A 13,731-nucleotide genomic window follows, 5' to 3' on the forward strand; every position below is an offset into this window, starting at 1 on the left:
CGTCAGCTACTCGATCGGCCGGAACTGCTACCCCAGCCACCCCAACCGCTGCGGGCGCTGGACTGGCTGCCGAAGCCGCCACGGGACGTCGACGATGCAACGTTCACCGGTTTGCTTTTACTGCTTTCGTAATCCGGTTGACTGCGCGGCGCCGATTCGATTTTGCGGTTTTGAGTCGAGGTGTCGTAGGTCTGCCGCGTATCGCGGTCGCGGTAAACCGTACGATTCGAGTTGTTGCTCATCGCGTTGCCGACCAGCCAGCCGCTCAGCCAGCCATTTCCGCCACCACCACCGCCGGAATAGTGCGTGGTGGTTTGGGTCGCGTGCGTCGTGGTCGTGTCGTCCGCCGGCATTGGTGCATCGGCAATGGCGTCGAGGTCCTGCGCGGCTTCTGCTTTCTGTGGGACTTTGAAACCGCCGAGTTTCGGCACGAAGCGGCCATCGGGATTTTTCTGACACCAGTTGGCGGCGAAATCCTCGTCGCACTTGGTCTTGTCGTCGTACGCCGGGGCGATACGCCGGTGTTCGGTCAGTGCCGCCACATAGGCGTTCGAGCAGACATCGGCGGCCACCTCGGCATCGACGCATTGCTCGACGCTCTGGAAGTTGCGCGGCTGATCCACCGCCGCCGCTTCACCGGTAATGGCCATGGCCACCGACGCCGCGAGGGACAACTGAACGTATTTGCTTCGTTTCATCTAAGGCTTCCTGCCGATCAGTTGGACGGTGTCATGCACGCCGCGTTGAGCATGCCGACGCTGATCGCCACAGCGGCCACGTAGATGCCGGACGCTACTTCACCGTTGGCGATGCGTTGGGATGTGCCTTTGAGCACCAAGGTCGTGGCGAGAAATGCCAACAGTTGCACAACTGCGGCAATCACCGCCCACAGCACGAAATCGAGGACGTTGACCGAAAAGGCGATCACGTTGCTGGCGGGAATGGCGAAACCTATGATTGCGCCGGCCAATGCGATGGCGGCGGCAGTGTTGCCGGCGCGGATCAGCTCGAACTCTTTGTGCGGGGTGATGCGCGTGTAGACAAACTGAAACAGCATGAACAGCAGCACGGCGCCGATCAGGTAGACGACGAAACCGGTCAAAGCGGTCTTGTTCAGGGAAACGGCCAGCACTTCCAGCATGAAAAACTTCCTTTGTTAAATGGCGCTCAGGTCAGTCGTATACAGCGAAATGCCCAGCGAAGTGCTCAGGCTGACGGTGCCTTCTTCGTCCTGTTCAACCGAGAACAGCAACAGCTCGCGGCGATCGGTCAGGCCGGTCTCGCGGGCGTACAGCATCGAATGGTGCTGGATGGTGTAACTCTCGTCCGGATTGACCACTTGCTCGGTCAACGGCACCAGTTCGGTCTGACCTTGTTCGGTGCCCCACTCACGGGTGTATTCGATCCCTTCGTGGGTGTAGGTCGGCAGGCCGATCAAACTGTTCGGGCCAGCGAGGCGCTGCAGTTCGGCGTCGCTGTTGACGGTTACGTAACTGAGGTAGTTGAACAGGATGACCGATTCGATCTGATCGTCGCCGGTGACGTGGATCTGCAACCAGAAATCTTCGTCATTCATGTAGTAGCGACGCAGCTTGTTCGACTGGCCGAGGTCGACCCAGCCGGCGCTCCAGATTGCCTGATCGACAGGTACGCGTACCGAGCTCGAACCATCGAGCAACAACGTCAGGGTCGAATCGAACCTGACCCCTTTGCCTTGCGCCATGCCGAGTGGTCCATCGGCAACTGTAGGCGCTGGCGCAGCGGTAGTGCCCAGCAAGTCTTTAAACCATCCCATGGGTACATTCCTTGAGGCGGGTGGAGGTGTTCGTCGTAAAAAAGCGCCGCTAGTGTACCGGGCTGATGGACGAACGAGCAGGCAAAATACAAATGTTGCGAGCCCAAAAAACCTGTAGGAGCTGCCGCAGGCTGCGATCTTTTGATCTGGCTTGTAAAAACAGAATCAAAAGATCGCAGCCTGCGGCAGCTCCTACAGGGGCAGGTGTTACTGAGCGGACTTCTGCTTCAGGCGCTCAAGGATCGCGTTCGCGCTGCCTTCGTTCGGCGTGATCCCGGCGTCGCGCAATTTGCGCTCCAGGTCGTTGCCGGTCGACGCATCAGCCAACTCGTCCGCCGCGCTCAGCTCGGCTGCCCGTTGCTGTTGTTTGGCTTGCAGACGGTTGAGGGTGCCGACCGCGGTCTCCAGTTTGCCGTTGGCGCCGCCGCTGGCGATGGACGCGCTGACCTGAGCCTTCTGCACGCTGTCACGGGCCTTGGCCATGTCCACTTGCTGGCGCAGGCTCTTGATCCGCGCTTCGGCCTTGTTGATGTCCTTGCGCATGTTTTCGGCGTAGGTGCCGAATTCGTCGCTCAGTTTTTTCTCGGCATCAAGGTCATTGGCCAGGGTGGAAATCGCTTCGGCAACTTCCATCGCCAGGTCTTCACGACCGGCGTTCAGTGCGGCGACAGCCTTGGCTTCCAGATCCTTGATCTTGGCGTCGTACTCGCTCACGCGGTCGGCGGCCAGTTTGTGCTTGGCCATGATAGTGACCAGTTCGCGACGGGCGTTCGACAGCGCGGTGTCGGCGTCACGGATTTCCTGGTCGAGGATACGCAGGGCCTGTTGATCGACGATGGCTTCGCCAACTTCATTGGCGCCGCCGCGCAGCGCGGTGAACAACTTGCTCCAGATGGACTGAGTCATTGGATATTCCCTGTTGATTACTTGAAGAAGTGTTCGAAGGCTTCGCTGGCGCGCTGCACGTTGTCGACCAGGGTTTTCACCTCGGTGACGACGTTGGTCAGGCTCGAATCGGCGCTGAGGGCGCCAAACATGTTGTAGACAGTCTGCCCGTTCGGCATCGACTCGATACCGATGGACGACAGCGGGAACATTTCCCGGCTGCGCAGTACGGCGTCGTTGAAGGCGTGCACGTCGGTGATCGAATCGATGTCCACCAGCACGGTGTCGACGATGATCTGGGCGCCGGCCAGGGCAATGTGAATCGGCAGACCGCCGAATTCGTTCATTTCCAGTTTGATGCTGGGTTCGGAGCTCTGGATCAGCGACAGCGTGATCTCCTGCGAAGCCACCTCGTCCAGTGCCTTGAGGGCGTTGAAGAGGCTATCGATGTTCCAGTTGTTGCCTGCGCTCATGTAATTCTCCGACATGAATGAGCCAGCCAGAATCGGTTGGCGTAGCTGTTGCTCCATTTGCTTGAGCACGCTTCGGTTTTCGGGAAGCACCCAAGTTTCGTGTTTCACATAACCGGCGGCGGCCAGGCCCGCGCGCATCTGCTTCATATAGAAGCTCGACGGTTTCTTCGCGGACGGTTTCGAGCGCTCTCCCTTCGGGCTCCCAGACTTAGTCGCGGGGGAGGGGCTTTTCATGGCTATGACTCCGTTATGAACATCTCACGCGTGAGGCACACTACAACCAATTCAAAATGCCATCAATGGCTCACGCGTGAGATTTTTTCGGCACACGCAAAAACGCCAGAAAGGTCGCAGGCGTAGGGTTTTGCAAAAGTGGGTATCCGGGCGGTTTGGTGTGACCCCGCCAGGGAAAACACCGATGACTTGAGTGGGAGGGGGCTGCATGATGCTGTGGATCGTGCAATTTGCCGGGGTTTTACAGGCGGTCGTGCAGATTGAAACAGGCGTGATGCCAGCACGACTTCGACAAGGTGCTGATTCCCCGATGATTTTCCCCGTGCGCCCGTTGGCCTGATCTCTGCACCCTCTGCACTACATTCACCGCGCCGCTGGAAGGGGAAACGCATGACCCCGACACTCCGCAAGAAAACCGTCGTTGCTCACTCCGTGCGTGCCGCCGCGCCCCAGCATGAAGTACAGACCAACAAGGCCTTGGCCCGATGGCTGGCGCAAATTCTCGGCTGCAAATTCGGCGGCAGCTACGACCCCGAAAAACATCGTGGTCGTGATCTGTATCTATTACCGACGCAGACCATTGTTGGTGCCGCCAAGGCTCACGAGCTCGGCATCAAAGGACCGGATGATCTGTGGGGCGGTTACGTCGAGCACGATTTCATTTGCACCAAAGCCATCAGCCATGGCCTGCGCAGCCACCTGGCTCACGCGCCGAAAGGTTGGTCACCGCTGTTTTCCGAACGCGTGCGCAACGTGGTGCTCGACGGTCTCAGCGTGTTCTCCCTCGAGGATGCGCGGCCTGCTGCCGAGCATTTGCTGTACAGCGGGTCGATTCGGTTGAAGCCGGTTCACGCCTGTGCCGGTCGCGGTCAGGAAGTGATCAAAAGCCTCGACGCCTTCGATGAAATTCTTGCCCGGCCAGAAGCCGAGCAGCTGTTTCGCGAGGGCGTAGTGCTTGAGCAGGACTTGAGCGAGGTCATCACCCACAGCGTCGGCCAGTCATTCATCGGCGATAAAGTGCTGAGCTACTGCGGTGATCAATACTTGACCGAGGACGCCCACGGCGAAGAAGTCTACGGCGGCTCGAATCTGCTGGTGGTGCAGGGCGGCTACGAGGATCTGCTGGCGCTGGATCTGCCCGACGCTGTGCGTCTGGCCATCGAGCAGGCGCAGGTTTTCGATGGCGCCGCCGATGAAGCCTACCCGCGCTTCTACGCCTCGCGACGCAACTACGACATCGCCCAAGGGTTGGACAGTAACGGTAAAAACCGCAGCGGCGTGCTCGAGCAATCCTGGCGCATGGGTGGTGCCAGCAGTGCCGAAGTGGCGGCGCTGCAAAGTTTCGTCAACGACCCGACGATGCGCGCGATACGTGTGTCTTCGGTGGAAACCTATATCGATCAGCCGCTGCCGGCGGACGCCATCGAGGTGTATCGCGGCCCGGCCGAGAACAGCGAATTTCTCCTCAAATACGTAACGGTCAAATCTTATGACGGCTAGAAGCGAAAGCATTCAAATCGACATTGATGACGAGCAGATGAGCGGGACCTTTCTCAGTCCCAAATCCAAGGTGCCGGGGGTGTTGTTTGTCCACGGTTGGGGCGGTAGTCAGGAGCGTGACCTTGAGCGCGCCAAAGGTATCGCCGGACTGGGTTGTGTATGCCTGACCTTCGACTTGCGCGGCCACACGGGCGGCACCGGGATCTCATTGAGCCGAGTGACACGCGAGGACAATCTGCGTGATCTGCTGGCGGCCTACGACCGCTTGCTTTCCCACCCGGCGCTCGACACGTCGGCGATTGCGGTGGTCGGTACCAGTTATGGCGGTTACCTGGCTTCCATACTGACGTCTTTGCGCCCGGTGCGCTGGCTGGCACTGCGGGTCCCGGCGCTGTACCGCGACGAACAATGGCACACGCCCAAACGCGATCTGGACAAGGCTGATCTGCGTGATTATCGAGCGACGCTGGTGCGCGCTGACAGCAACCGTGCGTTGCACGCCTGTTCGCAATTTACCGGGGATGTCTTGCTGGTCGAATCGGAAACCGACGACTACGTACCGCACGCGACGATCATGAGTTATCGCGCGGCGTGCCAGCAGACGCACTCGCTCACCCATCGGATTATCGATGGGGCGGATCATGCGTTGAGCGAGCCGGTTTCGCAGCAGGCTTACACGTCGATTCTGGTGGACTGGATTACCGAGATGGTCGTGGGTGAGCGGTTGAGCATCATCCAGTCTTCATGAGTTGTGTTGTCATCCAAACCGCCTTCGCGAGCAGGCTCGCTCCCACATTTGGAATGCATTCACCCTGTGGGAGCGAGCCTGCTCGCGAAGGGGCCGTCAGCCTCAACAAGAATGTCAGGAGGGTTTCTTTTCGATCCGCAGCGACTTGGCCTTCGCCTCCACCAGCAAATACATCACCAGCGTAATCAGCAACGGCAGCAGAAAATAAATCGCCCGATACGCGAGTAACCCCGCCACCAGGCTGCCCCGCGAAGCCTCGTGTTGCAGCAACGCCACAAACACCGCCTCCAGCACGCCGAGCCCCGCTGGTATATGGGTGATGACCCCGGCAATCGCACTGATCAACAACACGCCCAGTACCAACGGATAGTCGAGTTTGCTCGGCAGCAGCGTGAAAATCACCGCCGCCATCAGCGACCAGTTCAACGCTCCGAGCAGCAACTGCAACACCGCCATGCGCAGCGACGGCAGATTGATTTCCACGCCACGAATCGACCATTCACGGCGCTTGGAAAACTGACACGCCGCGAGATACCCGGCGCTGATCAGCAGCAATAGCACACCGATGCCTTGCAGCGCCGTGGTACTGATTTTCCAGCCAGGCGGCATGCTCACCAATCCGCTGCTGAACACCACGCCGGCGATGGTCATGTAGCCGAACCAGTTGGTCGCCAGGCTCAGGCCGAGAATCTTGGCGATGTTGCTTTTGCTCACGCCGAGGCGCGAATACAGGCGATAACGCATGGCGATACCGCCGACCCACGCGCTGAGATTGAGATTGAATGCATAGCTGATGATCCCCACCGGCAGGATCTGTTTCCAGGTAAGGTCCTGGCGAATGTATGTGCGGCCGATCAGGTCGAAACTGGCGTAGGTCAGAAAACTCAGCAACGTCACGCTGGCGGCGATGATCAGCGTGCGCACCTTGAAATCGGCAAGGGTCTGCAACACCTCGGCCCATTCGATGCGGCGGGCGAACATCGTCAGCAGCACGATCAGCGCAAGAAAAAACAGCGCCGTCAGCGGACGCTTCCATTTGCTCCAGCGTGAGTGAGTGGCTGGCGCTGATTGATGGTTCGGATGGGCTTCAGAACGGCTCATGAGCGTTCACCTCGAAACGGCTTGAGCCTCGGTTTGTGCGCCGGCAGCCAACCAGCCATCGCCGGGAAATGTCGCAGGAAGTGGAACACCAGAAAACCCACGGTCATGTGCCAGACCCGCCCGCGCGGCGACTTGCTCGCGTCCATGGCTTTACAGTGGTTCTGGCTGAGGTCTTCGAGGCGTTCGAACAGTTGCTGGTTGAACGCACGATCACGGATCAGCACGTTGGCTTCGAGGTTCAGCGACAGGCTCAAGGGGTCCAGATTGCTCGAGCCAACGGTGCTCCATTCCTCGTCCACCAGCGCGACTTTGCCGTGCAGCGGCCGCTGGCAATATTCGTGAATCTGCACGCCGGCCTTGAGCAGATAGTCATAGGTCATGCGCGCCGCGAGTTTCGCCACCAGCATGTCCGGCTGGCCTTGCAGGATCAGCCGCACTTCGACGCCGCGCCGTGCGGCATTGCGGATTTCGCGCAGCAAGCGATAGCCGGGGAAGAAGTAAGCGTTGGCGATCACTACCCGGCGTTTTGCCCGGCGCAAGACTTGCAAATAGACGTCTTCGATATCGGTGTGGTGCCGGTCGTTGTCGCGAAATACCAGACGCACCTGACCGTCGTAATCGTCGAACGCCATTTCCGCGCGGCGTTGTCGGCGCCGTTGCCACCAGAACCTGGCCCGACCCGGGCGACCGCTTTGCAGGAGGGCAAAATGATGGATGTCTGCCACGGCCGGGCCCTGGATTTCGACCGCGTAATCCTGCTTGGCTTCCGGCCCGAAATCGGCCAGGTGATCGCCGGAAAAGTTGATCCCGCCAATGAACGCGACCAGGCCGTCGACCACCACGATCTTGCGGTGCAAGCGGCGGAACCAGTTCGTCCGAAAGCCCAAGTGTTTCGGTGCCGGATCGAACATTTGCAGATGCACGCCGGCTGCGCTCAACGCCGTCAGATAACCGGTGCTCAACTCACCACAGCCGAAACCATCGAGGCTGACCGTGGTGCGCACGCCACGCTGCGCGGCGTCGATCAGAATCTCCTGCAATTCGGCGCCGACCTTGTCCTCGAAAACGATGAAAGTTTCCAGGAGGATCTCGCTTTTCGCCGCACGCATGGCGGCGAACACCCGAGGGAAATATTCCTCGCCGTTTTCCAGCAACTCGACACGGTTGTTGCCCTGCCAGCGGTACTCGACATCGACCTGACCGGGCTCGCGGATTGGCGGGTTGATGCTGATCGGTTCCACGGCGGATTTCTCCAGCGGCGCGCTGCTCATAGTTCGATCTCCACCGATAACGGTGCGTGGTCGGAAAGGTGCGACCAGGGCCGGTTCGCCAGGACTTTCGGCTGGCGGGCCTTGAGGTTGCGCACGTAGATGCGGTCCAGCCGCAGCGCGGGCAGACGCGCCGGAAAACTGCGCGCCGGTTTGCCGTGATGCTCGGCGAACACTTCGCGCAGACCACAAGGTTTGAGTTGCGCATCGGCGCGCTGGCGCCAGTCATTGAAGTCGCCGGCAACGATCACCGGCGCGTCATCCGGCAGTTCGGCCAGGCGCTGCATCAGCAGGTCAAGTTGTGCATTGCGATGGCTTTCGCGCAGACCCAGGTGCACGCAGATCGCATGCACTTCAACGCCATCGCCGGGCAGGCGCAGCACGCAATGCAGCAGGCCACGGTTCTCGTGGCCACTGATCGAGACATCGAGGTTGTCGTGGCGGATGATCTGGAATTTCGACAGCAGCGCATTGCCGTGATCGCCCTCCGGGTACACCGCGTTGCGCCCATAAGCGAACTGCGGCCAGAGGCTGTCGGCGAGGAATTCGTATTGCGGCATCTTCGGCCAGTTGTCGTAACGCTGAGGATGGTGCTCGTGGGTGCCGTGGACTTCCTGCAGAAACACCACGTCGGCGGCCACGCTGCGCACCGCTTCGCGTAACTCCGGCAGGATGAAACGGCGGTTCAGCGCGGTGAAACCCTTGTGGGTGTTGACCGTCAGCACGGTGAAGCTGCGCACGGATGACGCGACCTCGGCGCCTTCGTCGGTAAAACCGACCGGCTCTGGAATGCTCATGCCAACACCCCTTCGCCTGCGGGTTCACCGGGGGTGGTGGTGAGGTCGTTATCGAGGTCGAAACGATGCAACAGATCGCGTGCGTCGTACGGCGCGCGGACTTTGATGTCGTTGTCGAAATAGCAAAATACTTCACGGGATTTTCGCGCCCGGGGTTTTACGCGTGGGGCGATCAAGTGCGCGTCCTTCGGTTGCTGGCCGTGGTGCCAGGCGTCGATCCGTTCGGCCCAGCGTTTGAGCGCTGGCGCGGTATAGCCGCTGGCATAGAATTCTTCGGCGCCGTGCAGGCGCAGATAGACGAAGTCGCTGGTGAGGTCTTCGCGATACGGCCATTTACCGGCGGTGTCGGCGATCACCAGTGCGGTGTTGTGGCGTTTCAGCAAGCGCACGAAGTCAGGGTCGATGAAGCTGTCGTTACGAATTTCCACGGCGTGACGCAGTGGTTTCTTGCCGTAAGCCTTCAGGCTGGCGTGGCCGTGCAGGTGGGAATCGTGCTGGCGGGCGAGGGCGGCGGCCGCCTCCGTGTCGTGGGGTAGCAGGGCGAGGAAGTGTTCGAAGCGTTCGGCGTCGAATTTGAAGTTTGGCGGGAATTGCCAAAGGATCGGGCCGAGCTTTTCCTTTAACTCCAGCACTCCGGAGGCGAAGAAATTCGCCAGCGGTTTTTCGATCTCGCGCAAGCGGCGGATGTGGGTGATGAAGCGTGGCGCCTTGACGCTGAAAACGAAGTCGGCGGGCGTTTCGGCGTACCACTGGGCATAGCGTTCGGGCCGTTGCAGGGCGTAGAACGATCCATTGATTTCGATGCTGTTGACTGCCCGCGAGGCGAACTGCAATTCGCGCTTCTGCGCCAGTCCTTTCGGGTAGAAATCCCCGCGCCACGGGGCGTAGCGCCAGCCGGAAATACCGATGTGAATCGTCGCCATGCCGCCCTCCCGTTAAAAGCCCTCGTGTTGCCGCTGTCTTTTGATGACTGCGCACGGTTCGGGAAAGTTTCCACGGCGTTACGGACGGCATATTTGCTTTCACATCAATAACCGGTTGATCGCACGCCCCTGTCGGAGCAGCCTGCGGCAGCTCCGACAGGGGGAATCAGTGAGTCATCAGTGGCCGGTGACGACGCGCGAAGTGCTTTCGGTGTAGGTCGGGCCGAGGCGATCCAGACGTCCGCTCCACGCGGTCAGCGCCAGTGCCACCAACACCACCAGACCACCGATCCACGCCGTGTGGATCAGGCCGATGTGCTCGACGATCAAACCGCCGCCCCACGCACCGCCAGCAATCCCCAGATTGAACGCTGCAATGTTCAGACCCGATGCCACGTCTACTGCATGCGGCGTGTGATGTTCGGCCTGACGCACGACATACACCTGCAACCCAGGCACGTTTCCGAACGCGACCGCGCCCCAGACCAGCACCGTGGCCAAGGCCAGCCATGGATTGCCAGCGGTAAAGGTCAGCACGAACAACACGGCGGCGAGCAGGGCGAAGATGATTTTCAGCGCGCTGATCGGCCCGCGCTTGTCGGCCAGTTTGCCGCCCCAGATATTGCCAGCCGCGACCGACACGCCGTACACCAGCAGCACGAGGCTGACGGTGCTGGCGCTGAAACCGGAAATGTCCTGAAGGATCGGTGCCAGAAAGGTGAAGGCGATGAACGAGCCGCCGTAACCGATCGCGGTCATCGCATACACCAGCAGCAGACGCGGCTGTTTCAGTACCTGCAACTGTTGCAGCAGCGACGCCGGTTTGCTGTGGGCGATATTGTTCGGCACATAAATCAGACTGCCGATGAACGCGATCACACCCAGCGCCGACACGGCGAGGAAGGTTTCCCGCCAGCCGAAATGCTGACCGATAAATGTGCCCAGTGGCACCCCGGTCACCAAGGCGACGGTCAGGCCGGTGAACATGATCGCAATCGCGCTGGCAGCTTTTTCTTTCGGCACCAGACTGGTGGCGATGGTCGAACCGATCGAAAAGAACACGCCGTGGGCGAGACCGGTGACGATCCGTGCCAGCACCAGCGATTCATAACTCGGCGCGAGCCAGGCCAACAGGTTGCCGAGGGTGAACAGCACCATCAGCGACAGCAGCAACAGTTTGCGCGGGACTTTGCCGGTGAGCGCGGTCAGCACCGGCGCGCCGATGGCCACGCCCAATGCGTACAGGCTGACCAGCAGGCCGGCGGAAGGAAGACTGACGCCGAGATCGGCGCCGATGGTCGGCAACAGGCCAACGATGACGAACTCGGTCGTCCCGATGGCAAAAGCGCTGAGGGTCAGCGCGAGCAAGGCAATGGGCATGACGGCACTCCGGTAGAGGTTTGGATGGAGCGCAGTGTCGGGGTTTGGGTTGTGCGGAAAAATAGAGGGATTGGCATTTGATATTTGTCTTGAGCGCAAAGATCGCCAATGCGAGATGGCAGCCATTGTTGAAATCATCATCTTGGAGAGAGGCCTTTGTGGCGAGGGGATTTATCCCCGATCGGCTGCGCAGCAGTCGCAAAACCAGCCAACTCGCTCTAGCTGGAAAAATGGGAATTCAGGCTTGGGGCCGCTTCGCAGCCCTTCGGGGATAAATCCCCTCGCCACAGGGGAAGGAATTTTAAAAAATGGCATTTAGGGGAGATCACTCTGGGTTCAGTGGGTTATTGAGGCAAAAACCGAACTTGTCCGCCATTCACCGATCAGTTCCTTACAGGTTCAGCCATGGGAGATCGGAGTTTTGATCAAGTTCAGGATCGCCATTCTGCTGGGAGCACTGCTGTTTCTCGGCGCCAACGAACTCGAAGCCGCGACGTTGCCGGGCGTTCCGGCCGCTGCTGAAGAACCGGCCAAACCCGAGCCGATTGTGCAGGGCGGTCTGCTTGGCGCCATCAGTTCGAGCATCGACGACGTTCAGGACAAACTCGATCTCAACGAACATCTGGTCGATGCCTGGCGCCTGCGTGCCGATCGCGCGGCGGACGAGGTCGACAAACTGGTCAACCAGCCGTCGAATCGCTCGGGCTGGAGCGTTGCCGGGGATTTCCTGACGTTGTCCGGCACCTGGCTCGGCAGTTTTGCGCTGCTCACGGTGCTCGGCAGTCTGTTGGCCAAACGCCTGCGTGAGGGGCGCTGGTTTCGCACCCGCCAACGCAGTCAGGATCTGCTCGGCTACCTGTTGCCGTACACCGTGCCGGCACTGATCTGCCTGCCGCTGACCCTGTACGTCAGCCATTTTCTGCAAGCCTCGGTGGGGCGCGCGCTGGCGCTGTGTCTGGCCTACGCCACCAGCAGCGGGATCTTTTCCACCTCGATGTTGTTGTGCGTGGTGGTGATGTTCAACGTCGGCCACAAACGCCCGGCAGCCAAAATCATCCGTGACTACTGCCCGCACCCGCTGTTCCTGATCGGCTTCCTCGCCGCCCTCAGCGATGCGCTGACCAGTCCGCAGATCGCCCGGCAATTGGGCGGCAACATCACCAGCAGCATCGCGGTGTTCACCGGGCTGATCGCTTCGATTATTTTCGGTTTGCTGGTGATTCGCCTGCGTCGTCCGGTGGCGCATCTGATCCGCAATCGGCCGCTGAGCCAGCGGCTGAAACAGCCGTCATTACAGGAGTCGCTGCGGATTTTTTCCGGGCTGTGGTACTGGCCGATCGTGTTGATGGTGCTGGTCTCGGCGGTCAATCTGATTGGCATCGGCGAGGACAATCAAAAGGCGCTGCGCTGTGCGTTGTTCACCACGGTGCTGTTGATCGGCACGGTGTTCCTCAGCACGATTCTGCAGCACCTGTTCAAGTCGCGAAAAGCCGAGGCGATCCAGCGCAGCAGCGCTTACAAGGAACGCTTTCTCAGCCTGTTGCACGCGTTGCTGCGGATCGTCATTGCGATTGCCTTCATCGATATTCTCGGGCGGATTTGGGGCGTATCGCTGCTCGATTTCGCTCAGAGCAGCACGGTCGGCCGAGCGATTAGTAACGCGTTGAGCAGCATCGGCCTGATCTTTCTGGTGACGTGGTTGTTGTGGGTGGTGCTCGACACGGCGATTCAGGAAGCCCTGAAACCGCCGCTCAGCAAACGCGCGGCGCGCCAGCCCAGCACCCGGGTGAAAACGATCCTGCCGCTGCTGCGCAATGCGATCAAAATCATCCTTGTGGTTATCTGCGCGATCACCACCATGGCCAACCTCGGGATCAATGTCGCACCGCTGCTGGCCGGTGCCGGGGTGGTCGGCCTGGCCATCGGTTTCGGTTCGCAGCAACTGGTGCAGGACGTGATTACCGGGCTGTTCATCATCATCGAAGACACCCTGTCGATCGGCGATTGGGTGGTGCTCGATTCCGGGCATGCCGGCACAGTGGAGGGGTTGACCATCCGCACCCTGCGCCTGCGTGACGGCAAGGGTTTTGTGCACTCGGTGCCGTTCGGCCAGATCAAGGCTGTCACCAATCAATCGCGGCAATTCGCCTATGCGTTTTTCTCGGTGCAGTTCACCTATGACACGGATGTCGACAAGGCCATCGAGCTGATCCGCGAGACCGGCGATTCGATCCGCGAAGATCCGTTCCTCAAGTACAACCTGCAAGGGCCGCTGGATGTGTTTGGCGTGGACAAGATGGATTTGAACGGCGTGGTGCTGACGGCGCAGTTCCGCACGGTGTCGGGCGGGCAGTATGCGGTCAGTCGCGCGTTCAACCAGCGTTTGAAGAAGCTTGTGGATAACAACCCGACGGTGCATTTCGCGCAGACTTATCCACAGCAGGTTTTATTGCCGAAGCGGCAGCAGACGGATGATGTGTTGCAGGAGTCGGAGGAAACACAGTAGACGACGCACTGAAATCCTGTGGCGAGGGAGCTTGCTCCCGCTGGGCTGCGCAGCGGACCCAAACCCTGCAACCCGGTATGTCTGAAAGAAAGGGATGGCTGGTTTTGGGGGCGCTTCGCGC

14 protein-coding genes are annotated in these 13,731 nt (G+C 60.1%); 4 read left to right on the plus strand and 10 right to left on the minus strand.

Annotated elements, in window-relative coordinates:
- Window positions 1-2: 2 nt before the first annotated feature.
- From JFT86_RS10160 to JFT86_RS10180, 5 genes are all read right to left on the minus strand, one after another.
- Complete coding sequence (locus JFT86_RS10160) at window positions 3-698, minus strand: DUF1190 domain-containing protein (protein ID WP_201236609.1); 696 nt, start codon at window positions 696-698, stop codon at window positions 3-5.
- Between the two features lie 17 nt (window positions 699-715).
- The gene (locus JFT86_RS10165) at window positions 716-1,141 is read right to left on the minus strand and encodes a DUF350 domain-containing protein (RefSeq protein ID WP_201236610.1); all 426 of its coding nucleotides are present in this window, start codon (window positions 1,139-1,141) and stop codon (window positions 716-718) included.
- A 15-nt stretch (window positions 1,142-1,156) separates the two neighbouring features.
- Window positions 1,157-1,795, minus strand: coding sequence for a DUF2491 family protein (locus JFT86_RS10170; RefSeq protein ID WP_201236611.1), 639 nt, complete (start codon window positions 1,793-1,795; stop codon window positions 1,157-1,159).
- 207 nt (window positions 1,796-2,002) lie between these two features.
- A complete protein-coding gene (locus JFT86_RS10175) occupies window positions 2,003-2,701 on the minus strand; it encodes a PspA/IM30 family protein (protein WP_201236612.1) in 699 nt (232 codons plus the stop codon).
- Between the two features lie 17 nt (window positions 2,702-2,718).
- A complete protein-coding gene (locus JFT86_RS10180; RefSeq protein ID WP_201236613.1) occupies window positions 2,719-3,387 on the minus strand; it encodes a YjfI family protein in 669 nt (222 codons plus the stop codon).
- A 208-nt stretch (window positions 3,388-3,595) separates the two neighbouring features.
- Here JFT86_RS10180 and JFT86_RS29310 point away from each other — a divergent pair, with 208 nt between their 5' ends.
- Genes JFT86_RS29310 through JFT86_RS10190 form a run of 3 tightly spaced genes read left to right on the plus strand, consistent with a single transcriptional unit; the run spans window position 3,596 to window position 5,635 of the window.
- Entirely contained in the window at window positions 3,596-3,727 is a 132-nt protein-coding gene (locus JFT86_RS29310) for a hypothetical protein (protein WP_277951925.1), read from the plus strand.
- A gap of 50 nt (window positions 3,728-3,777) precedes the next feature.
- On the plus strand, window positions 3,778-4,887 hold the full coding sequence (locus tag JFT86_RS10185) for a DUF3182 family protein (RefSeq protein ID WP_201236614.1): 1,110 nt from the start codon (window positions 3,778-3,780) through the stop codon (window positions 4,885-4,887).
- Entirely contained in the window at window positions 4,877-5,635 is a 759-nt protein-coding gene (locus tag JFT86_RS10190; protein WP_201236615.1) for an alpha/beta fold hydrolase, read from the plus strand. The genes JFT86_RS10185 and JFT86_RS10190 overlap by 11 nt, the downstream gene beginning before the upstream one ends.
- A 114-nt stretch (window positions 5,636-5,749) precedes the next feature.
- Here JFT86_RS10190 and JFT86_RS10195 read toward each other — a convergent pair whose 3' ends face one another.
- The 5 genes from JFT86_RS10195 to JFT86_RS10215 form a co-directional block, all read right to left on the minus strand.
- On the minus strand, window positions 5,750-6,736 hold the full coding sequence (locus JFT86_RS10195; RefSeq protein ID WP_201236616.1) for a lysylphosphatidylglycerol synthase domain-containing protein: 987 nt from the start codon (window positions 6,734-6,736) through the stop codon (window positions 5,750-5,752).
- On the minus strand, window positions 6,733-8,007 hold the full coding sequence (gene clsB, locus JFT86_RS10200) for a cardiolipin synthase ClsB (protein ID WP_201236617.1): 1,275 nt from the start codon (window positions 8,005-8,007) through the stop codon (window positions 6,733-6,735). Before clsB ends, JFT86_RS10195 begins: the two co-directional genes overlap by 4 nt.
- A complete protein-coding gene (locus JFT86_RS10205) occupies window positions 8,004-8,801 on the minus strand; it encodes an endonuclease/exonuclease/phosphatase family protein (protein WP_201236618.1) in 798 nt (265 codons plus the stop codon). Before JFT86_RS10205 ends, clsB begins: the two co-directional genes overlap by 4 nt.
- On the minus strand, window positions 8,798-9,724 hold the full coding sequence (locus JFT86_RS10210) for a DUF72 domain-containing protein (RefSeq protein WP_201236619.1): 927 nt from the start codon (window positions 9,722-9,724) through the stop codon (window positions 8,798-8,800). The genes JFT86_RS10205 and JFT86_RS10210 overlap by 4 nt, the downstream gene beginning before the upstream one ends.
- Window positions 9,725-9,901: 177 nt before the next feature.
- Entirely contained in the window at window positions 9,902-11,104 is a 1,203-nt protein-coding gene (locus tag JFT86_RS10215; protein ID WP_201231468.1) for an MFS transporter, read from the minus strand.
- 421 nt (window positions 11,105-11,525) lie between these two features.
- Here JFT86_RS10215 and JFT86_RS10220 point away from each other — a divergent pair, with 421 nt between their 5' ends.
- Window positions 11,526-13,610 (plus strand): mechanosensitive ion channel family protein, encoded by a 2,085-nt coding sequence (locus JFT86_RS10220; protein WP_201236620.1) that lies wholly within the window; start codon window positions 11,526-11,528, stop codon window positions 13,608-13,610.
- Window positions 13,611-13,731: the final 121 nt, after the last annotated feature.

The organism is Pseudomonas sp. TH06 (assembly GCF_016651305.1).
Taxonomy (GTDB): Bacteria; Pseudomonadota; Gammaproteobacteria; order Pseudomonadales; family Pseudomonadaceae; genus Aquipseudomonas.

Excerpts from the sequence above, each read along its gene's own strand:
- JFT86_RS10215 (WP_201231468.1), bottom strand. The coding sequence starts at position 11,104 with ATGCCCATTGCCTTGCTCGCGCTGACCCTCAGCGCTTTTGCCATCGGG.
- JFT86_RS10175 (WP_201236612.1), bottom strand. The coding sequence starts at position 2,701 with ATGACTCAGTCCATCTGGAGCAAGTTGTTCACCGCGCTGCGCGGCGGC.
- clsB (WP_201236617.1), bottom strand. The coding sequence starts at position 8,007 with ATGAGCAGCGCGCCGCTGGAGAAATCCGCCGTGGAACCGATCAGCATC.
- JFT86_RS10205 (WP_201236618.1), bottom strand. The coding sequence starts at position 8,801 with ATGAGCATTCCAGAGCCGGTCGGTTTTACCGACGAAGGCGCCGAGGTC.
- JFT86_RS10190 (WP_201236615.1), top strand. The coding sequence starts at position 4,877 with ATGACGGCTAGAAGCGAAAGCATTCAAATCGACATTGATGACGAGCAG.
- JFT86_RS10180 (WP_201236613.1), bottom strand. The coding sequence starts at position 3,387 with ATGAAAAGCCCCTCCCCCGCGACTAAGTCTGGGAGCCCGAAGGGAGAG.
- JFT86_RS29310 (WP_277951925.1), top strand. The coding sequence starts at position 3,596 with ATGATGCTGTGGATCGTGCAATTTGCCGGGGTTTTACAGGCGGTCGTG.
- JFT86_RS10165 (WP_201236610.1), bottom strand. The coding sequence starts at position 1,141 with ATGCTGGAAGTGCTGGCCGTTTCCCTGAACAAGACCGCTTTGACCGGT.
- JFT86_RS10195 (WP_201236616.1), bottom strand. The coding sequence starts at position 6,736 with ATGAGCCGTTCTGAAGCCCATCCGAACCATCAATCAGCGCCAGCCACT.
- JFT86_RS10210 (WP_201236619.1), bottom strand. The coding sequence starts at position 9,724 with ATGGCGACGATTCACATCGGTATTTCCGGCTGGCGCTACGCCCCGTGG.
- JFT86_RS10185 (WP_201236614.1), top strand. The coding sequence starts at position 3,778 with ATGACCCCGACACTCCGCAAGAAAACCGTCGTTGCTCACTCCGTGCGT.
- JFT86_RS10170 (WP_201236611.1), bottom strand. The coding sequence starts at position 1,795 with ATGGGATGGTTTAAAGACTTGCTGGGCACTACCGCTGCGCCAGCGCCT.
- JFT86_RS10160 (WP_201236609.1), bottom strand. The coding sequence starts at position 698 with ATGAAACGAAGCAAATACGTTCAGTTGTCCCTCGCGGCGTCGGTGGCC.